Below are 22744 nucleotides of genomic sequence, written 5' to 3' on the forward strand. Positions count from 1 at the left end.
CGGTCGCCCCGGCTGCACCCCCACGTACTTACTGGAGGGTAACCAGAGGAGGCCACGCGCTCAACCGTTGCGTGCGCACCGGCCGTTGCGCATACGGCCGGTGCGTCCGGAGTGCTGCGGGTGCTTATGGCGCGGGCGTCACGGCGTCACGACGTCACGGGCGGACCTGGATCTCGCCGATGCCGGTGCCGAGGCTTCCGCAGTGGGCGGTGGACTGGCCGGACTGACCGGGCCGGAGCGTGACGCGCTCGCCGTCGACGTCCGGCGACCAGCCGCAGACGAGGTGGACCCAGAACACCTGCGTCTGGCTGCCGTTGTTGCGGCAGAGGGCGAAGCCCGTGTAGTCGTCGATGGCGTGCTTGCCGGTCTCGCAGGAGAGGCCGGGCGGCGTCGCGGCCGGGGCGGCTGTCGCGGTCGCGGCGGTGGCCGGGACCGCCAGCGCGGCAGCCGCGGCCGCGGCGGCGAGCGCCCGCAGGGCGGGCCGGAAGCGATTCCCCGTGTCCGTGCCGCCCGTGCTCCTCGTCCCCGTGAACAGGTTCATGTCGGTTCTCCCTCGTGGTGCGCATCCGTGATCCCGGGCGGGATCCACGGCAGCCTTGCCCACGCTCCGTGGCGGAAAACACCGCCTCGTTTCACTCTCCGTACGCGCGCCGGGCGGCGCCCCCGCTCCCGGCGTACGCTCGAACGTGCCGGTCACCAGGGATCGCGGCCCCTGACCGGGGCCTTTCCGAGGAGGCGACGTGAGCGGACACCGATGGGCCGCGCGGACGGCAGCGGGCGCGGCTGCCGTCGCTCTCACCGTGACGGGTGGCACGCTCGCGCGCGCTGACGACGATCTCGACGGGCTGAGCGCCCAGGAGATCGTCGAACGCTCGCGCGACGCCCTGCTCAACGCGGACTCCCTGCACCTGAGCGCGCGTGGCACCGTCGACGGGAGCGGGCGGGCGATGAGCCTGGATCTGACGCTGGACCGCGCGGGGAACTGCGCGGGCGGGGTCGATCAGGGCGAGGACGGCTCGGTGGAGATCGTGAAGCGCGGCGACGACGTGTGGCTGAAGCCGGACGCCGCCTTCTGGAAGGAGCACGTGCCGGTCGGCGGCTCCACGTTCCACGCGATCCTGGACGGCCGCTACATGAAGGCGGCGGCCGACGACCCCCGGCTGATGGGCGTCACCGACGCCTGCGACCTGGACACCTTCCGCAAGCTGATCGAGGACAACGCCGGCGCGGCGGAGCGCGGCACGCTGACGAAGGGGAAGGAGACCCGGGTGAACGGCGTCCCCGCCGTGCCCGTGACCCGCGTGGAAGGCGGCGAGCGCCTGACCGTCCACGTGGCCGCCGAGGGCACGCCGTACCCGGTGCGGATCACCGTGCGCAACGCCGAGGAGCGGGGCACGGTGGACTTCTCCGGCTTCGACCGGCCGGTGCCCTCGGCGACTCCCCCGCCGGACGAGACGGTGGACGTCACGGCCCTGCTGGGGCGCAGCGTCTCGCCGGTGTGAGCCGTACGGGCCGGGGCGGGCGGAATCCGCGTGCGTCGGCCGCCCGGCGTACGGAAGACTGCGCCGATGGACTCCGCACAGCCCCGCACCGCTCGGGAAGCACAGCCCCGCATCCCGTGGGAAAGGGCCCTCCGCCATGTCGCGGAAGGCGCATCGGGCCCTCCGGTCGCTTCTGACCTGCGGGTGACGCTGAACTTCCACCCGGACCGCCTGCTGGGCACCGGCCCGATCCTGGACGCCATGGCCGAGGACGGCGTCTACCGGTCCCAGTTCGTCACCGGGACGAGCAACGGCGGGTTGACCGCGCACCCGGGCGGTGACCGGTGGATGTGGGAGAGCCGGATCTTCGGCGGGGCGTACGACGAGGCCGGCGCGGAGGAGCGGCCCGTGTACGGGGCGTTGGACTTCCGCCGCAAGCCGGTGGGCGCGGCGCCGAGGTTCGGATCGGCGCACTTCCGGCTCACCGCCGACACCCTGGAGCGCACCACTTTCTGCTATCCGGACAGCTTCCTCGAACCCGCCGACTTCGGTGTGGCGGCCCGCATGGGGCTCGTCGAACTCGCGCTCGCCGACCGGCGGGACGACCTCGACGACTACATCGAGGCGCACGTCCACGGGCCGGTCCGGTTGCGGGAGGACGTGGAGGCGCTGGTCCTGGACCCCTGCTACCGGGACACGGCGGTCGAGGCGGCGGCCCTGCGGCTCGGCTGTGCGGTCGAGTGGCACCCCGGTTTCCGTCTGGAGGTCGGGGAGCTGCGCCGCCATCCCGACTACCGCGGCCAGGAGTACGTCGACCTGGGCGCCCGGATCGCGGTCGGCGGCGTACTCGATCCGGGCGTGCTCGGGGCCGCAGCGCGCGGCGGCGGCCACGACCCCCAGGCGGTCAAGAAGGTGTGGCACTGCCTCGCCCGGTTCGGGGCCCCTTCCGGGCGGACCCTGCTCGCACCACCGGAATCATCACGGCGGCCGCGGTCGTCCGGTCGGCCGGTGGAGCAGCGGTCGGAAGAAGCCGTGCTGCCGTGAAGCGGCGAGATCCGGCCGGAAGGGGACCGGACCGGATCTCTGCCGACGGCGCGGCGGGGCTACACGGGGGGGCAGCTTGCTCGAAGGTGTGGTCACCGCGGGTCGGCGGACACGTCCACATCGATCCACGGCCGCGCGGTCTGCGTGACGGTCACCGTGGGCGCCGGCGCGGGCCGCGCCGTCTCGGTGACCGTGGGCGCGGGCTTGGGCTGCGCGGTGCGCGTCACCGTCACCGTCGGAGCCGGCTTGGGCTTGGCGGTGCGTGTCACCGTCACGGTGGGGGCGGGCTTGGGCTTCGCGGTACGCGTCACCGTCACCGTCGGAGCCGGCTTGGGCTTCGCGGTACGCGTCACCGTCACCGTCGGAGCCGGCTTGGGCTTCGCGGTATGCGTCACCGTCACGGTGGGGGCGGGCTTGGCCTTGGCCGAGGGCGAGGCGGACGGCTGGGCACTGGCCAGTGCGGTCGGCACCAGCACGGCGAGGACCGGCAGCACGACCACACTGGTGATCGCGAGCCCCACACGTCTCCTGCTGACAAGCTTCATGTCTTCCTCCGGCGCTCGATCCACGCGGACAGGTGGATCACGTGCGCGCCATCACAGCAGAACGGACCGCTCCCCAAAGCCTCGTCGGCGTGCTCCGGCGGGGTTTTCACCCGCAGGAGACCTCACTCGAACACAGGCCGTGGGCCCGGCGGCAGCGCCGGGCCCACGGCCTGTGTCACGGCGACAGGGCCTTACGGCGCGGCCCTGTCGGCCCGTGCCGCCTGCTCCGCGAAGACCCGCGCCGCCGCGTTCCGGTCGTGCTCCGCGTGGAGGGCGCGGGCGCAGTCGCGGGCCGCGGCGCGGCGGGGTGCGGCGATGCGGTCCAGGATCGCGGCGGCGATGTCCGCGGGGTCGCTGTCGCGGCGCATCCCGGTCCCCGCACCCAATTCGTCCAGGCGGCGGGCGCTGTTGAACTGCTCCTGGAACGAGCCGAAGATGATCGCCGGCACGCCCCACAGCAGGGCGCGCGTGGTCGTCCCGAAGCCGCCGTGGTGCAGCACGAGGTCCGCGTACGGCAGGTGTTCCTCCAGCGGTACGTAGCCCCGTGCCGTGACGTTCGCCGGCAGCTCGGCGCGGTGGCCGAGGACGCCGCCGAGGAACTCGAACGCGATGTCCGCGCCGTCCTCGGCGGCCCCCACCAGTTCGGCGGCCCGCACCAACGCGTCGACCAGCAGGGCCTCTTCGGGCTGATCCGTGGTGGACAGGCTGACCAGGACCCGGCGGGCCGGACCGGGCAGCCGGGCGGGGACCCGCGCCGGCGGATCGACCTGCGGCCCCACGTAGTGGACCCGGGGCGGGACGGAGGCGGAGGCGGGGTCGAAGCGCGGGTGGCAGGTGACCACCGTGGCGCCGGCGCGCTCGTACTGCTCCTGGGCGGTGGCCAGGGGAGCCAGTCCGAACCGTTCACGCACCTCGTTCAACTGGGGCAGGCCCTGCGCGAGCATGCGGGTGAAGAGATAGGTGAACGGCCCGCTGCGGGCCGCGCGCAGCCCCGCGAGGGCGGCGGTCGGCAGCGGGTAGATGGTGTTCATCAGGACGATGTGCGGCAGGCCGAGCCGTTCGGCCGCGACGAGCGGCCCGAAGAGCGTGTAGTCGGCGGCGAGCAGTTCGGCCCCGCACTCCTCGGCGGCCCGGAGGGTGTCGCGGCAGAGCGCTTCGGCGGGGCCGAACATGACCCGGTCCCGGATCAGCCGCGACGACTCGGCCGGGGTCCGCGCCTCCCACAGCTTGAGGACGTCCGTCTCCCGGCTGCGCGGGTCGTGCCGGGGGCCGAGCCGGTAGGGCGTGAACTCCAGGCCCGCCGCCCGCACCCGGTCCGCCACGGAGTCGTTCGACAGCACGGTCACCCGGGCCCCGCGACGGGCGAGGTCGCCGAGCAGCAACAGGGTCGTGGCGACGTTGCCGCCGCCGTCCCACAGCGCGTACAGGATGCGGCGGCCGCGCAGGGACCGCTCCGTGAGCGCGTCCCGGTCCGGGGCCGACCCCGCGGCCGTGCCCCCGTTCCGGGCCGCCGGGACCGCTCCCTCGCGCCCCGGCGCCACCGGGCCGGCCGTCACATCCGGCTCGTTCCGCGCTTCACCGCGGTCGCCGCCCAGGCCAGCATGAGGACGGCGAAGCCCGCGCCGACGCCCACGCCGGTGGCCAGCTGACCGGCGTCCCAGCCCTCGTTGAGCAGTCCGCGCATCGCCTCCAGCAGGTACGTCGCCGGGTTGACGACCGAGGCGGTCTCGATCCAGCCCTTCAGTTCGGAGGCCGGCATCAGGGCGGGCGAGATGAACAGCAGCGGGAAGAAGATCAGCGTGGCGGCCTGGGCGGCTGCCGCGTTCCCGGTCATGACGGCGGTGGCGGCGGAGTAGCCGGCGATGCCGAGGCCCCACAGCAGGGCGAGGCCGAACACCGCGAGCAGCCCCGGCAGTCCGGTCTCCGGGCTCATGCCCAGGGTCAGGCTGAGCAGGGTCACGATGACCGCCTGGACGAGCACCATGAGGGCGCCGATCGCGGTGAAGGAGGTCATCAGCGCGGTGCGCGACAGCGGCATCGTCAACTGCCGCTTGAGATGGCCCGCTTCGATGTCCTGGACCAGGGTCAGACCGGCCGCGCCGCCGGACAGCGAGGTGAACAGCAGGATCGTCGGCAGCAGGAAGTTCGCGTAGTTGCCGCCGCCGGACGCCTCGGCCGCCGCCGATCCGCCGAGCAGACCGTCGTACACGAAGAGGAAGAACGTGCCGATCATCAGGTTGGGCGCGGTGGCGGCCGGGTTGCGCAGGGCCTCGCGCAGCAGGCGGCGCAGCAGCAGCCCGGTCTGGGTGAGCGGGGACGCGGCCTTGCGGGCCTTCGCTCCGCCCTGGGCGTCCGTCTTCGGGGTGGTCGCCGCGGTGGTCAGCGAGCGCAGCCGCTCCGCCGTCGGCGCGTCCGGCTCGTCGGGCTCGGCCGGGGTGTCGTCGCCGGGGGCGATTCCGTGGCCGGTGAGCGTGATGAACACGTCGTCCAGGCTCGGGCGGCTGACGCGCAGTCCGTGGTGGCGGACCTTCCGGGAGTGCAGGGTCAGCAGCAGTTCGGGGACCGCGGAGTCGGGGTTGCGTACGGAGTAGGCGAGGCGGTTGCCCGTGGCGCGGCCCGCCGTGCCCTCGACCAGGACGTCGGCGGCGAGCGCGGCGGCGCTCCGCTCGTCGGCGAGCACCAGTTCCACGGTGTCGGCGCCGTGTGCGCGCTTCAGCTCGTCCGGGGTGCCCTCGGCGACGATCTTCCCGCCGTCGATGATCGCGACGCGGTCGGCGAGCTGGTCGGCCTCCTCCAGGTATTGGGTGGTGAGCAGCACGGTCGTGCCCGCGTCGCGCAACGCCCTGACCTGGTCCCAGACGCGCCGCCGGGCCACCGGGTCGAGACCGTTGGTCGGCTCGTCGAGGAAGAGCACCTCGGGTCGGTGGACGAGGGCGAGCGCCAGGTCCAGACGGCGCTTCATGCCGCCGGAGTACGTCTTGACCAGGCGGTCGGCGGCGTCCTCCAGGCCGATCAGCGCGAGCAGTTCGTCGGCGCGGGCGGCGGCCTCGTCGCCGCTCATGCCCCAGAGCCTGCCGGTCTGGTGGAGCGCCTCGCGGGCGGTGGCCAGCTCCGCCAGGCCGGTCTCCTGGAGAGCGACGCCGATGCTGCGGCGCACGGCCTCGTCGTCGGTCACGGTGTCGTGGCCCGCGATGCGGACGGTGCCCGAGGTGGGGGCGGCGAGCGTCGACAGCAGCCGGACGGTGGTGCTCTTGCCGGCGCCGTTGGGGCCGAGGAGCCCGTAGATCTCGCCGCGGGCCACCTGGAAGCTGACACCGGTCAGGGCGTGCAGGGGGCCGCTCTTCGACGAGTAGTCCTTGGCCAGGTCGGTCACGTCGATGACGGGGTCCGCGCTGGTCGCCCGGTCCTTCTCGGTGAGGTGCTGGGCGGTTGTCATGGGGTTCCTCGCTCATCTCGGGCGGGTGTGGGGTTCGCCGGTGGTTCGGGGGCCGGACCGTGGGGTGTCAGCAGGTCGGCGAGCGGTCCGCGACGGAGGGGGTCCATCACGGAGAAGTGGTCGCCCGGCACGTCCACGACGCTTGCTCCGGGCGGGAGTTCACGCCAGTGGTCGGCGAGCGGAAGCAGGCCGGGGAAGGCGTCGGGGGCGCCGTCCGCGCAGCGCACCACGTACACCGGCGGGCCCTTCGGCGGGGCGGGCCGGTGGGTCAGCAGTGCTCGGTAGTTGCGCAGGTAGGCGCGGTACGCGGCGTCCAGTTCCGGTGGTACGCCGTCGGCGCCCGGCGGCGGTGTGCCGCCGTGCAGGTCGGCGAGGAAGGCGCGGGCGGCTTCCGGGCCGGAGTGGACGTGGTGGCCGGGGTCGGCCGCGACGAAGCTGTCCACGGCGACGACGGCGGTGACCTCGACGGGGCTGCCGCGCAGCAGCCGGGCGGTTTCCAGGGCGAGCACGCCGCCCATCGACCAGCCCGCGAACACCGCTTCACCGGGGCCGAGTTCGGCGATCAGCTCGTCGGCGTAGCGGGTGGCGAACGCGGTGACGCCGTCCGTCCCGTCGCCGTGTTCGACGGCGTCGGCGGGCGACTGGACGCCGACGACGTGGCGGGGGCCCGGCAGCGCGTCGACGACGTCCCGGTAGCACAGCAGTCCGCCGCCGACGGGGTGGAAGAGCACGAGGCGGGGCGCGCCCGGTTCCTGGCGCAGGACCGCCGTGCAGCGTGGTTCGTCGGTCCTCTCCTCGTCCACCAGCCGGGCCTGTCCGGCGAGCGTGGGGTGGCGGAACAGTCCCGACAGCACGGGGCGCACTCCGCAGGCGGACTCGATGCGCCCGACCATGCGGGCGGCGAGCAGCGAGGTGCCGCCGAGGCGGAAGAAGTCCGCGTCCCGGCCGGGGACGGGGACGCCCAGGACCGACTCCCAGACTCCGGCGAGCAGCGTCTCCGTGCCGGGCCGCGGCGGTCCGCCGTCACCGTCCGGGGAGGCGGGCGCGGCCGCTCCGGCGAAGCGGCGCAGGGCGGCCCGGTCCACCTTTCCGTTGGCGGTGACGGGCAGTTCGCCGAGCGGCACGATCTCGGTGGGCACCATGTACGGGGGCAGCGTGTCGCGGGCCCGCTCCGCAACCTTCTCGGCGAGCGCCGCCCGCTCCGCGCTGTCGCGCACGACGCCCGGGTCGCACACCAGGAACAGGGCGAGGCGCTGCTGGTCGGGCCGCTCCCCCAGGACGTCGGCCACGGCCGTGCGCACCCCGGGCAGGCCGTGTGCGGCGGTGGCGACCTCGGCGAGTTCGATGCGGTGGCCGCGTATCTTCACCTGGGTGTCGGCGCGGCCCAGGAACTCCAGTGTCCCGTCGGGGCGGTAGCGGGCCCGGTCGCCGGTGAAGTACATCCGCTCCCCGGTCACCGGATGGTTCCGGAAGGCGGCGGCGGTCTGTCCGGGTGCACGGTGGTAGCCGCGGGCCAGCCCGGCGCCGGTGATGACGAGGTCCCCGGCCACCCAGTCGGGCACGTGGTCGAGGGCCGCGTCGAGCACGTGGAAGCCCTGGTTGGCCAGCGGGGTGCCGTAGGGGACGCTGGTCCAGTCCGGCGGCGGGGCGCTCTCCGCCAGGTGGATGTTCGACCAGATCGACGCCTCGGTGGCTCCGCCCAGCGCCGCCACGACGGCGTCCGGGGCGAACTCCCGCACCTGTCCCGGCAGTCCGACCGGAATCCAGTCGCCGCTGAGCATCACCAGCCGCAGCGAGTCCAGGCTGCCGTGCGGGTGGCCGGCGTGCAGCGCCATGTCGAGCAGGGCGGGCACCGAGTTCCAGACGGTGACGCCGTGCTCGCGTACGCAGGCGGTCCAGGCGGCGGGGTCGGGCGGGCCGCCGCCGTCGTCGGGCGGCAGCACGAGGGTGCCGCCGGCGGCGAGCGTGCCGAAGACGTCGAAGACGGAGAGGTCGAAGCCGAGCGAGGAGAGTTGCAGGGTCCGGTCGCCGGGACCGATGCGGAAGCGGTCCAGCAGGTCGTCGATGGTGTTCACCGCGGCCCGGTGCTCGATGGCCACGCCCTTGGGCTCTCCGGTGGTGCCGGAGGTGTAGATGACGTAGGCGAGGTCCGCCGGAGAGACGACGGGGGGCGGTGGCGCGGCCGGCTCCGGTCCGGCCGTCGCGCGGAGGTCCAGGGCCAGGACGCCGGGGAGGGGCGCGAAGCCGTCGGGGGCGTCGGTGAGGGCGAACCGGATGCCGGCGTGGTCGATCACGTCGGCGAGCCGCCGGGCCGGGGTGGCGGGCGCCAGCGGCACGTAGGCGCCGCCCGCGTACAGCACGGCCAGGACGGCGGCGATCTGGGCGCGGCTCCTGGCCGCCCGGACCGCGACGAGGTCGCCGGGGCGCGTTCCGGCGGCGGCGAGGCGGCCGGCGAGCGCGGCGGCCTCCGCCCGGAGGTCGCCGTAGCTCACCCGCTCGGCGCCCTGGACGACGGCCGTGCGCTCGGGGTGCTCCCGGCACCGCGTGTCGAAGCCGTCGTGCAGGAGCCGGTCGGGGAGGGGGCGGCCGGTGGCGTTGGCGGCGCGGCGGGCGGCGGTCAGCGGTTCGGGCAGGACGGGGCGCAGCGGCCGGTCCCAGCGGTCCTCGTCCTCGGTGAGGTCGTCGAGCCACTGCCGGTAGGTGGCGAGGAAGCCCGCGCCGAAACCCTCGGGGAAGACGTCCTCCACCAGGTCCACGGTGCAGCCGATCCGGCCGTCCTCGTCCTCGTACACCTGGTGGTCGATCCAGACCTGCGGGGTGTGCAGGGCGCCGCCGAGGGCGCGGGCCCCCGGGAGGGTCGCGGCACCGGGGTCCTCGCGCCGCTGTCCGGGGCCGCCGCCCGGGAGGCCGATGCTGCTGGCGAAGACGACGGGGAGCAGGGCGGGCGCCCCGTCGGCGCGGGCCTTCATCCGGCGCAGCACCTCGACGGCGGAGACGGAGGAGTGCCCGTACGCCTCGTGCAGCCGTCGCTGGAGCAGGCGGGCGCGCTCGCCGAAGGACGCGCCGGGGGCGGCCGGTACGGCGAGCGCGACCGTCGTCCCGTAGTTGCCGACGACCTCGGCGTGGCCCGGGGCGGCCGGGCGGCGGGAGGCGAGCACGGTCAGGGTGAACGTCTCCTGGCCGCCGGAGAACAGGGCGAGCGCACCGGCGTACGCGGAGCACAGCACGGCGTTGACGGACAGGCCGCGGGCGTGGGCCCGGCCGCGCAGCCGTCGCGACCGCTCCGCCGACAGGGTCCAGCTGTGCCGGCGGAAGGAGGCGGAGCCGGCGGGTGCTCCACCGGCGGCGAGGGGCAGGTCGGGCGGTCCGGGGAGGTCGGGCACGCGGGCGGCCCAGTACGCTTCGGCCTCCCGTCGGGCCCGGCCGGTCCGGCGCTCCTCCCGGCGGGCGAAGTCTAGGAACGACGCCTCGGGGGCGGGGAGTCGGAGGTGCGGGTCCCGGTAGAAGGCGGCGAGGTCGCGCACCAGGATGCCGACCGAGGCGGCGTCGAAGGCGAACAGCCGCAGGACCAGGGTCAGCCGGACCCGGCCGGGCATCCGTACGAGGAGCGCGGCGAGCGGCGGGCCCTCGGAGAGCGGGGGCAGAGAGTCCAGCGCCTCGGTCCGCCAGGCGCGCCAGCGGGACTCCGCCCGGGCGGGGCCGGGGTCCTGCTCGGCCTCGGCTTCGGTCTGCCGCGGGTGCGGGCCGGGATCTTGCTCGGCCACGGCTTCGGCCGCTCGCGGGTCGGGGCCGGTGGCGTCCCGCACCGTGAGCGGGATCGGCGCGGTGCCGTCCACGCTCTGTGTGCCGTCGTCCCCGACCCGTACCCGCAGCATGGGGTGACGGGCGGCGCAGGCGTCCAGGGCGCGGCGCAGCGCGGTCGCGTCGAGGCCGGGCAGTTCCCAGTCCACGCAGAGGCGGGCCGGGGTGGAGAGGTCGTACGCGCCCTGCTCACCGAGCCAGTAGGCGTGCTGGAGGTCGGTGAGCGGGGCCGAGGCGTGCGGGGCGGGCTCCGCAGTGGCCGCCGGGGCCGTCGGGTTCAAGAGCGCCGCCGGGCCTCGGGGCGGGGCCGGGCGCGGCGGGGCGCCCGGGCCGGCTTCCGTCACCATGCGGGCCTGCCCGGGTCCGCCGCCTCGTCGTCCGGGGTGGCGAGGAACGCGCGCAGGGCCGTGACGAAGGCCCCGTACCGGCTGTTCTGGAGCAGCAGCCGGACCGGGACCTCCTCGTCGAGGTCCTCGGAGATCCCGCCGGTGACCATGACGGCCTGGAGCGAGGTGCAGCCGACCGCGAAGAAGTCCGCGTCGGGCGCGGGCGGGGCCCCGTCGGGCGAGGCGACCCGGATCCACCAGGCGCGGGCCGCCTCCTCGACGGGGTCGGGGCCCGGTGCGGTCCCGTCCGCCGCCCCCTCGGCGGTCACAATCGCGGTCTCGGCCCGGTCAGTCATGGCCGACCGCCGCCGCGTCGAGGTCGATCTTCACCAGGTGGTCGTCCATCAGCAGCCCGGCGACCGGGGAGGTGCGCACCGCCTCGCGGACCAGGTCCTGCCAGCCGTCGGGCGCGCCGTCGGGAGGGGTGACCTCCAGGACGAGGCGGTGGACCGGGACGACCGGGTCGGGGCCGATGAGGAACAGGCCCCGGATGTCGACCTGTCCGCCCGCCCGGAACCGCCAGGGTCCCGCAGGACGGCCCGCGGCCTCGGACAGGGCCACCGTGCGGCCCAGGACGCACGAGGCGAGGGCCGTCAGCAGGTACTCCTGCGGGTTGGGCCCCCAGTCGACGCCCGCCAGTTGCTTGGGCTGGTCGACCCGGAGCGGGGCCGACGCGTCGTCCGCGGTGGCGAGGAACTGGACGCTGTACTGCCAGTCCACCGCCGCCGCGACCTTCTCGCCGGAGCCCGCGGGCGGCGCCGCCGGTTCGGGGGCCTGCTCGGGGGCTCCGTCGCCGAGGACCAGGGTGAGGGGCTGCCGGTCGATCACGGTGCGGTGGTTGGGGCTCTGCGTCTCCATGCCCGCCACGACCTCGGCGATGTCCACCCCTCCGGTGTCCGCCCGGACCGCGAGGTCGTAGCTGAGGTTGGTGAGCCGGTCGCGGCCCCCTTCGCGGACCCGTTCGGCGCCGACGCCCAGCCGGAGTGACTCCAGGGTGACCCCCCGCGCGCTGCCGCCGCCGACGAAGGTCGTCAGCGCGCAGGCGGCGAGCGCGGTGAGGGCGAGCCGGACCGCCGTGGGCGCGTCGTCCCGGGTGGGGCCCTGCTCCGGGGCGACGGTCAGGTCGTAGCGCCGGGGCGACTTGACGGTGCCCAGCACGGCGGGTTCGTTGTGCGCCCGGATGCCGCGGCCCTCGGACCACCGGGCGACGGCGCCGTAGCGGCAGATCGCCTCGTGGGGCTGGGTCTGGACCTCGTGGACCATCTCGCTGACGCCCGCGATGTTCATGCCGTTGCGCACGGGGTCTCCTCCTGACGGCCGTCACGGGCCTCGTCGTCCGGGCTGTCGGTGGTGGCTTCGGGTGCGGGGTCCTCGTCCAGGAGCGCCAGGGCGGCGTCGAGGTCGTCGACCAGGTCGGCCAGTTCCTCGATGCCGGCCGAGTAGCGGATCAGGCCGGGCCGGATGCCCACCGCGGTCCGCTGTGCCTGGGTCAGCGAACTGTGGGAGGTGTTGAAGGGCATGCTGACCAGGGACTCGACCCCGCCGAGGCTGGTGGCCACCCGGGGCAGCCGCAGCGCCTGGAGGACCCGCAGCGCTGCCGCGTCGCCGCCCGCGACCTCGAAGCTGACCACCCCTCCGTAGCCGCGGGCGCTCTCGCGCAGGTGCGGGTAGGGGTAGTCGGGCAGGGACGGGTGGTGGACCCTGCCGATGGCCGGGTGGCCGGCCAGGAAGGCGGCGATGCCGGAGGCGTTCTCGTGGTGGGCGCGCATCCGCAGCGGCAGGGTCTTGAGGCCGCGTTCCAGCAGGAAGCAGGAGAAGGGCTCCAGGGTGCCGCCCAGCCGCATGGCCTGCGCCCACACCCGGTCGACGAACTTGCGGGGGCCCGCGACCACTCCGGCCGTCAGGTCGCTGTGCCCGTTGAGGTACTTGGTGGCGCTGTGCACGACCAGGTGGGCGCCGAGGTCGATCGGGCGCAGGCAGGCCGGTGAGAGGAAGGTGTTGTCGACGACGAGCAGGATGTCGTGCTGCCGTGCCAGCGCGGCGAGTTCGGCCAGCGGAGGCGCCTTGAGCAGCGGGTTGGTGAGTCCCTCGACGAACAGCATCTGGGTCTCGGGGCGGATGGCCGCCGCGACCGCCGCCGGGTCGGCGGCGTCGACGAAGGACACGTCGCGGCCGAGCGCGTGCAGGTCCTCGCGCATCAGGTTGTACGTGCCGCCGTAGACGTCGTACGCCGTGATGACGTGCCCGCCCGGATTGGTGAGCGCCAGCACGGTCGTGGAGATGGCGGCCATCCCCGAGGAGGTGACCAGGGCGCTCTCGGCGCCCTCCAGCAGGGCGAGTTTCTCCTGGACGCTCCACTGGGAGGGGTTGCCGTAGCGGGTGTAGATCGGCACGTCCCGGGTGACGCCCTCGTGGAAGGCGTCGTAGCTCGTCTCGTCGAGCAGGAACGTGCTGGTCTGGAAGATCGGTGTGCCGACGGCCCGGGTGGTGGGGTCGAGGTAGGTGCCGCCGTGGACCGCCGTGGTCGAGTTCCCGGCCGGGGCCTCCAGGGACTGCTGGTGGGGCGTCCGCGGTCCGGCGGTCCGCTCACGGCGGAGGTCGTTCATCCACCCGGCGTCGGCGCGGGCCCGGGGAAAGGAGCCGATGGCGGTGCCGTCCCGCTGCTCGCTCATGGGGAACCTTCACAATCTCGTTGTTCAGACGTGGAGTTGTCAGGGCCTCGGTCGAGGTGTCAGGCGTCGGACCGGGCGGCGAGTTCGTCGCGGACCTTGCGGGGCAGCTTGGCGAAGACGATCGCGTACGACTCGGAGATCCAGTCGAGGGTCTGCTCGGGCTCGATCCGGCCGTCGTAGTAAACGGTGTTGCTGAGCCTCTTGTTGGAGTAGTAGCCGGGGACCACCGAGGGGTACGTGGCCCTCAGCACCAGCGACTCCTCGGGGTCGTAACTGAACGTCGCGTACTGCGGATCCGCGTCCTGACCGAGCATCAGGAAGATCTTCCCGCCGACCCGGTAGCAGGTGGTCTGCGGGCCGAAGACGTTGTCGTACGTCACGTGGGGCATCGTCATGCAGTGGGCGTGCACCACGTCGGACGGGAGCGTCCCCTCGGGCGCGGGGTCCGTCTCGGCCGCGGCGTCCTGCGCGGGGTCGGAGCCCTGCGGGGCGGGGTCCGGAGCGGGGCCGGCGTTCGGCGTGGTCATGCTGTCCCTCCATGGGCGTGGTACTCGGTGAGGTAGGAGACCCGGGGTTCGTCGGCCGGGTCCTCCGGGGCCGCCGTGCTCCCGTGCGTGGCGGGCGGCACCCACTCACCGGAGATCCGCGTGACCAGCCCGGTGAGCGGCCGGGTCACCGGGGTGTCGTCCGGGACCGAGGGGGACCAGCGGGCCAGCACCTTCATGGTCATGGGGTCCAGCGGCACCCATGCGCCGGCCAGCCTGACCTCGCCCCAGTGGTGCGGGGTGGAGAACGGTTCGGCCACGATGAGGCCGAAGGACCGCCGGGTCTCGTAGCCGAGCCGGTCCGCCCCTTCGAGCAGCAGCGTGGAGCTGCCGCCGCAGTCCGCGATGCCGGTCGTCCGCATGAAGCCGGCGTCCCAGCGGATGGACTCGGCCAGCAGGTAGAACCGGAGTTCGGCGATCTCGTGGCACAACGCGGCGAGGTCGGCCGGGAGTCGCGGGGCAGGCGGGGGCGGGCCGCACTCCAGGGTGACGGCCGGTGGTTCGTCCAGCGGACCGAGGACGGCCTCGCGCAGCTCGCCGCCCGGCAGCGCGAACCGGTAGGCGCACTCCCCCGGGTGGCCGGGGTCGGGGCAGGTGGGCACGTAACGCAGCACGTGGCGGCCCGGCCCTCTGCGCATCCGGGCCCAGGTGCGCCCCCAGGAACGGATCGCGATGCGCCGCACCGAGGACAGGCCGAGGTGGAGGGCGATGTTGCCGAGGTCCAGGCCGTCGTAGCGGCGCTCCCCGTCATCGCCCTCCCGGCTGCTCAGCCCGGCGCGCACGAGACGCTCCAGGAGGTCGGGCCCCACGCCGTGCTGGGACCGGGCCTCCCAGCTCGCGCAGGTGTACCTGCGGTGCTCGTCGGGGATCAGCGCGACGTCGGCCAGCAGCGCGCCGATCATCGCGTCGGTCACCGCGGGCCCCGGCGCCCGCCCGGCCGCGACGGTCACGGGGCGAGCACTCCGGTGATCCGCAGCGTGACGTCCAGGCCCTCCTCGCCGGACTTGCCGATCCGGACGTCGCCGCGCACCTGCCGGTAGATCTCCGTGCCGCCGGTGACGGCGAGCAGCCCGAGCTCGTTCTCGACGAACCCCTGGGCCGTCACGCAGCCGCCGGGCAGCTCCATCGTGACGTTGAGCTGATAGCTCCGGTCCGACGCGAGCGTGCAGACGCCGGCGTCGCGGCCCACGACCGTGCCGTCGGCGTCCTGGAGGTCGTCGTGGAAGACGAAGTGGTCGCCCAGGGTGGTCTTGCCGTCCTCCTGGGCGAAGAGCTGGAAGCCCTTCCCCACCGACAGGTAGCGCAGCACGCGCTCTTCGGTGGAAGGGGGTGTCCCGACGGTCATGATGCTCTCCCCAACTGCCTTGTGACAGGCGCCTGTGCACTGGACCGGGCCAACATAACTGGCATATTGACTATCGTCAATATCGCTCCTAGGGTTCGCTTGACACCAGTTGAAGGGTGGATCACTCATGCAGCTCCGTGCCGCGCGTCTCCAGGTCGTGGGCTTCGGACCCGCGGCTCTCGGCATCCCCATCGCCGCCGACCGCGCCGGCCTCCTCGACGACCTGATGCGGGAGGGCTGCGTCTTCATCGACCGCCGCGCCAGGGGCGAGTGGCGAAGCCTGGACTACGACATCCGCTCCAACTCCGTGGCCGGGGACTTCCTGGAGGGCCTCTCCCCCGACGGCCGGCTGCGTACGGTGCTCCGCTCCCCCGAGGCCCGGGCCCTCCAGGAGGCCCCTGACCAGCCGGTCGCGCTGCGGGTCGCCGCGCGCTTCCTGGCCCGTGCCGCGCGGGAGATCGCCGACTACACGGTGCGGTTCGACGGCGCCCACACCCACTTCTCCACCGTCGTCGACCACCTCCGCCGCGACGCGGACGGGCTGTTCCACAGCCGGGACGCCCGGGGTCGCACCCTCGCGCTGTCGCGGAGCGCGGTCATCGCGGTGGGCGCCCGGCCCCGGGCGGGCGCCGCGCCCCGGACGGTGACCTCGGAAGCGGTGCTGCGACGCGAGTGCGACGCGCGGTGCGAGGCGGCGGCGGCCGCGGGCGTCACGATCGACGTGCTCGGCGGCTCGCACAGCGCCTTCTCGACGGTGGGGCTGCTGCTGCGGGAATGGGGCCACCTGCTGCGGCCGGGACAGATCCGGGTGCACACCCGCAGCGAGGTCCTGGTCTACCGGCCGCAGGCGCGCGCGGCGGCTGCCGACGGCCGTACGGGCGCGGCGGGCGGCACGCCCGGCCCGGGGTCCGCCCTCGCCACGGCCGCCCCCGGGACCCGGCCGCTCCACCGGTTCGCCGGGCTGCGGGGCGAGTCCGAGGCCCTGTACCGCGCCGTGCGGTGCGGCGCCGAGCCCCGCGTACGGCTGCTGCGCCACCCCGAGGAGGCCGGTCCGGCCGCGTCGCCGCTGACCATCGCCGCCACCGGCTACCGGGCCCGCAGGCTGCCGGTGCTCGACGCCTGCGGAGAGCCCCTGTTCCCGCCGGGCGAAGCCGCGGTGGACGACGCGGGGCGGGTGCTGGACGGCCGGGGCCGCCCGGTGCCGGGACTGTTCGGCATCGGCCTCGGCCACTGCTCCCCGGCCGGCCCCGAGGGCGGCGGCGGAGACTATCCGATGGCCGCGGTGAACATCTTCCACGGCCGCACCGCCGACCGGATCACGGCCCAGCTGTAGGACCGCTCCGAAGCCGCCGCACCGGCCGTGGTGGCGCCTCCGCGCGCGCCACGGCTATAGGGTGCGTTCAAGGGCGTCCCGCACTTCCCGGCGGGCGCACGACGACGGCTACGGCACCTCGCCGCGTTGCCGAAACGCCCGAATACATCCAATATGCGGGCGTATCTCCGCCGTGCGATGCACCGCATCCGACGCCGTGCGCTGATCCACCGGGAGTTGCGGGACAGCCCTTGGCGTCAAACAACCACAGCGGCAGGAGAGTTGTTCGTGAAGGATTCCGTGCGGTGCAGTTACGTCCGGCTCATGGTCGACGACTACGAGGCGTGCTTCCTCTTCTACCGGGACGTGGTCGGCTTCTCGGTCCTGTACGGCGACGAGGAGAGCCGGTACGCGGAGCTGGACATGGGTACGGGAACCCATCTGGCGCTCAACAAGCGCGAGGTGATGGCCGAGGCGTTCGGCACCCTGCACGCCGACGCCAAGCTTCCCGGCCAGGACCGCTTCGCGCTGATCCTGGAGACCGACGACGTCGACGCCACCGCCGCCCGGCTGCGGGACGCGGGCGCTGCCGTGGTCAAGGAGCCGCAGGACTGGCCCGGTTGGGGCATCAGGGCCGCGCACTTCCGCGACCCCGACGGCTATCTGGTGGAGGTCAACTCACCGCTGCCCGACGAGGGCTGACCCTCGCGTCGGGCGGCCGCCCACCGGGAGCCGCGCTCACCGCGCGGTCAGCGGCCGGTCCTGGACGTAGTGGAGGCCGAGGCGCGCCGCCGCCTCGGCCTTCGCCAGTTCGGCCCCCAGATAGCCCGCGTGGCTGAGCTCGCCCGGCCCGAGCAGTCCGTGCCGGATCGCGCCGAGCAGCAGGGCCTCCGCGCTGTGGCCGGTGAGCTCGCGGCACTCCGTGAAGTCCTCCCCGAAGTGCCGCAGGACGATGCGCCGCCGGGCCGTCTCCACGGTCACGACGAAGTAGCCGGTCGCCGCCTCCCCCAGCAGCCGGCGCCGCCCGCCGGGGGCCAGGCGCACCACGCGCGGCCCGCTCCCGGCGAGCTCCGCCGCCAGGACCCCGGCCGCCGTCCCCGGCTCCTCCTCGCCCGCCGGTCGCGGGTACGGCTGTTCGTCCAGCGCGGCGGCCAGCCGCTCCTCGTCCGTACAGCCGCGCAGGTCGACCAGGACCAGCCGGCGGCGGAACTCCGCGACCACCGCCGGCCGCAGCGTCCTCAGGTACGGCTCGTGACCGAGCGCGCCGATGATGCGACCCTGCTCGTCCACCCCATGCGCGGCCAGGGCGAGCAGGCTCTGCCCCGGCCTGAACAGCGACGACTCCGGACCCGCGACGATCAGGCGGCGTACGCCCTCCCGCGCCACCACGGCCCGTACCAGCTGCTCGATGCCGACATTGGCCGTGGCCAGCGCGCCCGCCGCCGCGACCCTGGGATGTGCGGCGATCCGGGTCGCGAGCCGCTGGTCGCCCAGCGTGCACACCGCCAGATCGCGGACCTCCGCGGGACCCGGCCCCGCACCGGCGGCGGACTCCCGGCCGGTGGGCGCCGCGGTCCCGTTCACCATGTCGGCGCACCGCCGTTGTAACTGCGCGGGGCGCCGCCCGGCTGCGGCACGGGCAGCTGGGAGCTGATCTCGGCGACGTCCAGGCCCAGGCGGTGGAAGCGCATCCCCGTACGCAGCTGGCGGGTGCGGATCTCGTCGATGCTCCGGCGGAACCGGTCCTCGACCTCGGCGACCTGGCGGCGCTGCCGGGCCGCGTCGAGGCTGCCCGACAGCACGCCCTCCAGGTTGTCCATGAAGAACGCGTAGTTGGCGAGCCCCATCCGCTGCCGCAGTTCGTGCAGGAATCCCTTGAACTCCTCCAGTTCGGCCATCGCCTCCGGCACGTGGTGGAAGCGGCGGTAGAGGCGGGAGACGAACGTCTGCACCACCACGTTGAAGGTCTCGAACTCGAAGACCGCCGACTGGTCGGTGAGCACCCCGCGCTGGTGGTAGTCGTCGTTGTTGTAGAGCGAGGCGTAGTGCACGGCGAGCTTCTGCACCCGCTCGTCCTTGAACCGGTAGTCGTACGGGTCCAGGGACGTGCGGTAGTTGTCGCCGAGGAGCCCGTCGGCGGCCATCTTGGTCTCGATGGTGGTGCCCGGGTACACCTCCAGCCGCTCGGTGAGCCGGCGCAGGTTGTGACCGGCGTGGGAGCGCAGGAACTTCGCGTTCTCCACGAGGGTCTCCACCGTGGCGTACGGGTGGAAGGGGATGAAGCCCATCGCCAGGTAGATGCCGTGCTCGCGCAGCATCCGGATGACGGTGACGTTGTTCTCGACGGTGGCGCGCTTGTCCCACAGGAGCAGTTCCTCCGCGACCCCCGACTCGATGCCCACGTTGACCTTCTCCAGGCCGCTGCGCACCATCAGGTCGAGCAGGTCGTGGTCCTCCGGCGTGTCGTCCCAGTTCTCCGCGCGCATGCAGACGTTGTAGAAGATGTCGAGGCCGCGGTCGAGGATGCCCTGGGCGATGGCGCGGACCCTCTTCTTGCCCACCCGGCCGCCGTCGGGGTCCTCGAAGGTGGAGTCGACGAAGTCCAGGGTGCGGAAATGGTGTTCGCGCACGAGGTGTTCGACCTCGTCCACCACCGATTCGGCGCTGCGGCCGCGCCACGCCTTGCCGGCCTGCACCCGGTTGCCCAGGTTGGGCGCGGAGCAGAAGGTGCAGCGCGCGACGCAGCCGCGGCTGGTGCTGACCCGGACGTACTCCAGCTTGTTGCCGTGCGCCCTGAGCTGGTCGCGTGCGGGGTAAGGGAGGACGTCGAGGTCGTGCACCAGGGGGCGGGGCGCGTTCTGCCGCAGTTCCCCGTCCGCCCTGCGGTAGGCGATGCCGGGGCAGTCCTCGACGCTCTCGCCCAGCGCGAGGCGCTGCACCAGGTCCAGGATGAGCGGCTCCCCCTCGCCCACGGCGACCAGGTCGGCGTACGGGTTGCCGCGCAGGATGTCCTTGCCGGTGAAGGTGCCGGCCGGGCCGCCGCAGGCGATGACGACCTCCGGGAGCCGCCCGCGCATGGCCTCGGAGAACTCCAGGCAGCTCGGCACGTTGAGGCTCATCAGCGTGAAGCAGACGAGGTCGGGGCCGAATCCGACGATCTCCTCCACGGCTTCGTGGTGGCTGCCGTGCTCGACCTCGCGTATCTCGCAGGTGAAGCCGACCTGCCGCAGGACGGCGGCCATGTAGGCGACGCCCAGGTGCTCGGGCGACATCACGAGGTCGCCGTCGAGCAGGATCACGAAGCTGACCCGGAAGGCCGCCGGGTCGGTGATCCGCTCGTCCAGCGCGATGGTGAAGTCGCCGGGCTTGGCCCGGCGCACCGCCTCGATGGGCAGCGAGACCGCGGGGGCGGGCGTCGCGTCGGTCGCGGTCATCCCGCGCTCCTCTCCGTGCCGGCGCCCACGGGCGCCGAGGTGTCCACACCGCGCATGTCGCGGCCCTCCATCGAGGGCGGGGCGGCGATGCCCAGACCCGCGAGCACGGTCGGCATCACGTCGCGCATGTCGACACCGCCGCAGCCGGTGTCGCCGCGGCTCCAGAAGGTGGCGTCGTCGCGGGTGTGCGTACCGGTGAAGGGGCCGGGGAGCACCGGTGCGTCGCTGGACCAGGCGCCGCGGATCTGCACCCCGGGCGCCGGCATCGCCACCAGGTCGGGGGCGCGGTCCGCGACCGGACCCGAGTAGAGCTCCGGCCCGTACAGCACCTCGGCGACCAGGGGCCGCCCCGGGCCGCCCTCGGCGACCGTGCCGTCCTCGGCCAGGCGCAGGGCGAGCAGCGCGCGCCCGATCTCCTCGGCGGTGCCCGGCGCGAGGTCGCGGCCGCGGGGGAAGCGGTCCCGGCGGTTGAGGTGGACGCGGCCCGGGTCGAGGGCGAAGGCGGTGGTGCGCTCGTCGATGTCGGTGAGGGACTCGGCGTCGGCGGGCAGCGCCAGGTAGCCGGCCTGCCGCAGCCAGGCGTTGAGGTAGAACTGCGTGTCGGCGGGGCCGAAGCCGTGGTCGCTGACGAGCGTCAGGGCGCCGTCGTCGCCCGCGAAGGGCACCAGGGCGGCGACCGCCTCGTCGACCTCGCGGTAGAAGTCCATGATCCGGCCGTGCAGGGGGGCGGCCGGGTCGGTGACGTGGCGCCAGAGGAAGTGGTGGATGCGGTCGGTCTCGGTGAACACGCAGAGGGCGAGCGCCCAGGGCTCCTCCGCCAGCAGCCGCAGGTACGCGCGGCGCCGGGCCCGGAGCGCGTCCAGCGCCCGGTCGATGAAGCCGTCGGGGTCGTTCGCCGCGTCGCCCACCTCGACGTCGAGGTGGTAGCCCGCCTCGCGCAGGGCCTCGCGCAGCCGGGGCGGGGAGACGGCCCGGTCGAAGTCCGGGGCGACGAAGCCGGAGACGAGGGCGCCGTGCACGGGCGGGGCGGGGTAGGTGCCGGGCACGTTGAGCACGAGGGCGGGGAGGCCCGCGGCGGCGGTGGCCTGCCAGACCGGGGTGGCCGCGAGGTCGTTGACGTTGGGGAAGCGGGTGCGGTAGTCGCCGGGTTCGGTGTCGATGAACCCGTAGATGCCGTGGCGCCCCGGGTCGGCGCCGGTCAGGAAGCTGGCCCAGGAGGTGGAGCTGATCTCGGGGACGGGGGCCCGCAGCGGGCGCAGCGCGCCGTGCGGGAGGAGCGCGGCCATGTGCGGCATGACGCCCTCGTCGGCGAGCTTCTGGAGCAGCCAGGACGGTACGCCGTCCAGGCCGATCACCAGCGAGCGCGGATGGGTGGCGGTACTCATGGCGTGCCCTTCCCCTGCTTCGTGTTCCGTACGTCCGGTTCCCGCGCCTCGGAGTCCTCCACCCGGTCCACGACGCCCAGCGCCAGCGCCCGGCCGTCCTCGTCGCAGAGCATGAAGCGGCCGAGCTGGACGCAGTCGCGTACGGGGTCGGCGGGGGCGGCGGTGTCCAGCCGCAGCCGGAGGTCCGCGAACTCGGTGAAGCGGACCGGTCCGTCCTCGGTGAGGCGGGCGAGGGTGGAGCTGTTCCAGCGGCTGTCGATGTGCTCGACGTACGCGGGCGCCGAGCCCGCCGCGTACCGGACGACACAGCGGTCGCCCTCCGCGAGCGTCTTCGTGTCGCTGGTGGACAGGATCCGGATGTGCCAGACGCGTCCGGTGGTCAGCGGCTGGTCCGGGGGCGCGAGTACGGTGCCGGGCGCGGGTTCGGCGCCGTCGAAGAGCAGGCCCACGCTGTCGCCGGGCTCGGCCTTCTCCAGCGCGGCCTCGCCGAACCGCTCGATGGTGCGGACGACGCACCGCTCCCCGTCCGTGCCGGTCAGGGTCTGGCCGGGACGCAGGGTGCCGCTCTCCGTCCGGCCCGCGATGCGCCGGGCGCCCGGCGGGCCGACGACGGCCTGGACGGCGAAGCGCAGCAGCGCCGAGCGTGCGCGCTCCTGGCCGATGCCGTGCAGGGTGTCGAGCAGGGGCTGCCCGGTGTACCAGGGGAGCTGGTCGGGGGCGGGGGCGGTGATGTTGTGCCCGGCGACGGCGCTGACCGGGACGGTGGCGGAGAGGCGCAGTCCGCACGCCTCGACGAGCGCCGCCATCTCGTCGGCGACCCGGCGGAAGTCCTCCTCCGCGTATCCGACGAGGTCCATCTTGGTGACCGCGCACACCACGTTGGTGACGCCGAGCAGTTCGAGCACCCGCAGGTGCCGGCGGGTCTGGTCGGTGCCGCGGACGAGGCAGTCGACCACGACGACGCCGAGTTCGGCCCGGGAGGCTCCGGTGGCCATGTTCTTGAGGAGGGCGAGGTGGCCCGGCACGTCGATGAGGACGTAGCGGCGCGCCTCGGTCTCCAGGACGGCCTGGGCGGTGTCCAGGGTGAACAGGTCGGCGCGTTCCTCGCTCAGCCCGTCGAGCAGGAACGCGAGGCCGCCGTCCTCGATGCGGGCGCCGAGCCGGTCGGCCGTGATCGCCCCGGTGTCGTGCAGCACCCTGCCGAGGAGGGTGGACTTGCCGTGGTCGACCTCGCCCACGAAGGCCACGTGCAGGGTGTCGGCATCGACGGGGCCGGCGGGCGGCCCGGCGCTCGGGGCGGGCGGGGAGGAGAGGGTGGGCGGCGTTGTCATGAGGGCTCGATTCCTGTCGGTACGGGG

General features: G+C 74.2%; 19 protein-coding genes. 4 read left to right on the forward strand and 15 right to left on the reverse strand.

The genetic code is table 11. The features are described from left to right. Window positions 1–154: 154 nt before the first annotated feature. Window positions 155–541 (reverse strand): hypothetical protein, encoded by a 387-nt coding sequence (locus IF19_RS0100090; protein ID WP_030187884.1) that lies wholly within the window; start codon window positions 539–541, stop codon window positions 155–157. A 199-nt stretch (window positions 542–740) separates the two neighbouring features. On the opposite strand from IF19_RS0100090, the gene IF19_RS0100095 reads away from it, so the two are divergent. After that, window positions 741–1502 carry a hypothetical protein gene (locus tag IF19_RS0100095; RefSeq protein WP_030112480.1) on the forward strand — a complete coding sequence of 254 codons (762 nt, stop codon included), beginning with the start codon at window positions 741–743 and terminating at the stop codon, window positions 1500–1502. Window positions 1503–1685: 183 nt separating this feature from the next. Then, on the forward strand, window positions 1686–2525 hold the full coding sequence (locus tag IF19_RS0100100; protein ID WP_234313223.1) for a DUF3626 domain-containing protein: 840 nt from the start codon (window positions 1686–1688) through the stop codon (window positions 2523–2525). 92 nt (window positions 2526–2617) lie between these two features. Here IF19_RS0100100 and IF19_RS1000000136785 read toward each other — a convergent pair whose 3' ends face one another. The 10 genes from IF19_RS1000000136785 to IF19_RS0100150 form a co-directional block, all read right to left on the reverse strand. Beyond that, a complete protein-coding gene (locus IF19_RS1000000136785) occupies window positions 2618–3070 on the reverse strand; it encodes a hypothetical protein (RefSeq protein ID WP_136975126.1) in 453 nt (150 codons plus the stop codon). 191 nt (window positions 3071–3261) lie between these two features. Beyond that, the gene (locus IF19_RS0100110; protein ID WP_030112483.1) at window positions 3262–4626 is read right to left on the reverse strand and encodes a glycosyltransferase; all 1365 of its coding nucleotides are present in this window, start codon (window positions 4624–4626) and stop codon (window positions 3262–3264) included. Further along, complete coding sequence (locus tag IF19_RS1000000135640; RefSeq protein ID WP_063752359.1) at window positions 4623–6506, reverse strand: ATP-binding cassette domain-containing protein; 1884 nt, start codon at window positions 6504–6506, stop codon at window positions 4623–4625. The genes IF19_RS0100110 and IF19_RS1000000135640 overlap by 4 nt, the downstream gene beginning before the upstream one ends. After that, the gene (locus tag IF19_RS1000000135300) at window positions 6503–10588 is read right to left on the reverse strand and encodes a non-ribosomal peptide synthetase (protein WP_136975127.1); all 4086 of its coding nucleotides are present in this window, start codon (window positions 10586–10588) and stop codon (window positions 6503–6505) included. Before IF19_RS1000000135300 ends, IF19_RS1000000135640 begins: the two co-directional genes overlap by 4 nt. A gap of 59 nt (window positions 10589–10647) precedes the next feature. After that, window positions 10648–10989: an acyl carrier protein gene (locus IF19_RS0100125; RefSeq protein WP_030277427.1), complete on the reverse strand. Its 342-nt coding sequence runs from the start codon at window positions 10987–10989 to the stop codon at window positions 10648–10650. Then, the gene (locus IF19_RS0100130) at window positions 10982–11992 is read right to left on the reverse strand and encodes an OsmC family protein (protein ID WP_030112490.1); all 1011 of its coding nucleotides are present in this window, start codon (window positions 11990–11992) and stop codon (window positions 10982–10984) included. Before IF19_RS0100130 ends, IF19_RS0100125 begins: the two co-directional genes overlap by 8 nt. Further along, window positions 11977–13365, reverse strand: coding sequence for a trans-sulfuration enzyme family protein (locus tag IF19_RS0100135; protein WP_063751371.1), 1389 nt, complete (start codon window positions 13363–13365; stop codon window positions 11977–11979). The genes IF19_RS0100130 and IF19_RS0100135 overlap by 16 nt, the downstream gene beginning before the upstream one ends. A gap of 59 nt (window positions 13366–13424) precedes the next feature. Next, entirely contained in the window at window positions 13425–13892 is a 468-nt protein-coding gene (locus IF19_RS0100140) for an MmcQ/YjbR family DNA-binding protein (RefSeq protein WP_050493899.1), read from the reverse strand. Beyond that, window positions 13889–14860 carry a transglutaminase-like domain-containing protein gene (locus IF19_RS0100145; RefSeq protein WP_030112493.1) on the reverse strand — a complete coding sequence of 324 codons (972 nt, stop codon included), beginning with the start codon at window positions 14858–14860 and terminating at the stop codon, window positions 13889–13891. The genes IF19_RS0100140 and IF19_RS0100145 overlap by 4 nt, the downstream gene beginning before the upstream one ends. Further along, complete coding sequence (locus tag IF19_RS0100150) at window positions 14857–15255, reverse strand: hypothetical protein (RefSeq protein WP_030112494.1); 399 nt, start codon at window positions 15253–15255, stop codon at window positions 14857–14859. The genes IF19_RS0100145 and IF19_RS0100150 overlap by 4 nt, the downstream gene beginning before the upstream one ends. A 127-nt stretch (window positions 15256–15382) precedes the next feature. On the opposite strand from IF19_RS0100150, the gene IF19_RS0100155 reads away from it, so the two are divergent. Together IF19_RS0100155 and IF19_RS0100160 are read left to right on the forward strand one after the other, a co-directional pair. Further along, window positions 15383–16588: a hypothetical protein gene (locus IF19_RS0100155; protein ID WP_030277425.1), complete on the forward strand. Its 1206-nt coding sequence runs from the start codon at window positions 15383–15385 to the stop codon at window positions 16586–16588. Window positions 16589–16855: 267 nt separating this feature from the next. Further along, window positions 16856–17269 carry a VOC family protein gene (locus IF19_RS0100160; protein WP_199807154.1) on the forward strand — a complete coding sequence of 138 codons (414 nt, stop codon included), beginning with the start codon at window positions 16856–16858 and terminating at the stop codon, window positions 17267–17269. Between the two features lie 36 nt (window positions 17270–17305). Here IF19_RS0100160 and IF19_RS0100165 read toward each other — a convergent pair whose 3' ends face one another. The 4 genes from IF19_RS0100165 to IF19_RS1000000135305 are packed head-to-tail and all read right to left on the reverse strand — an operon-like array spanning window position 17306 to window position 22717. Next, window positions 17306–18154 carry a DUF4346 domain-containing protein gene (locus IF19_RS0100165; protein ID WP_030277423.1) on the reverse strand — a complete coding sequence of 283 codons (849 nt, stop codon included), beginning with the start codon at window positions 18152–18154 and terminating at the stop codon, window positions 17306–17308. Further along, window positions 18148–20001 (reverse strand): B12-binding domain-containing radical SAM protein, encoded by a 1854-nt coding sequence (locus tag IF19_RS0100170; RefSeq protein ID WP_050490802.1) that lies wholly within the window; start codon window positions 19999–20001, stop codon window positions 18148–18150. The genes IF19_RS0100165 and IF19_RS0100170 overlap by 7 nt, the downstream gene beginning before the upstream one ends. After that, window positions 19998–21386: an alkaline phosphatase family protein gene (locus IF19_RS0100175; protein ID WP_050493898.1), complete on the reverse strand. Its 1389-nt coding sequence runs from the start codon at window positions 21384–21386 to the stop codon at window positions 19998–20000. The genes IF19_RS0100170 and IF19_RS0100175 overlap by 4 nt, the downstream gene beginning before the upstream one ends. Then, window positions 21383–22717 (reverse strand): GTP-binding protein, encoded by a 1335-nt coding sequence (locus IF19_RS1000000135305; RefSeq protein ID WP_050493897.1) that lies wholly within the window; start codon window positions 22715–22717, stop codon window positions 21383–21385. Before IF19_RS1000000135305 ends, IF19_RS0100175 begins: the two co-directional genes overlap by 4 nt. Window positions 22718–22744: the final 27 nt, after the last annotated feature.

Origin of the sequence: Streptomyces californicus (assembly GCF_000717645.1) — a bacterium.
GTDB classification, from domain to species: Bacteria; Actinomycetota; Actinomycetes; order Streptomycetales; family Streptomycetaceae; genus Streptomyces; species Streptomyces californicus.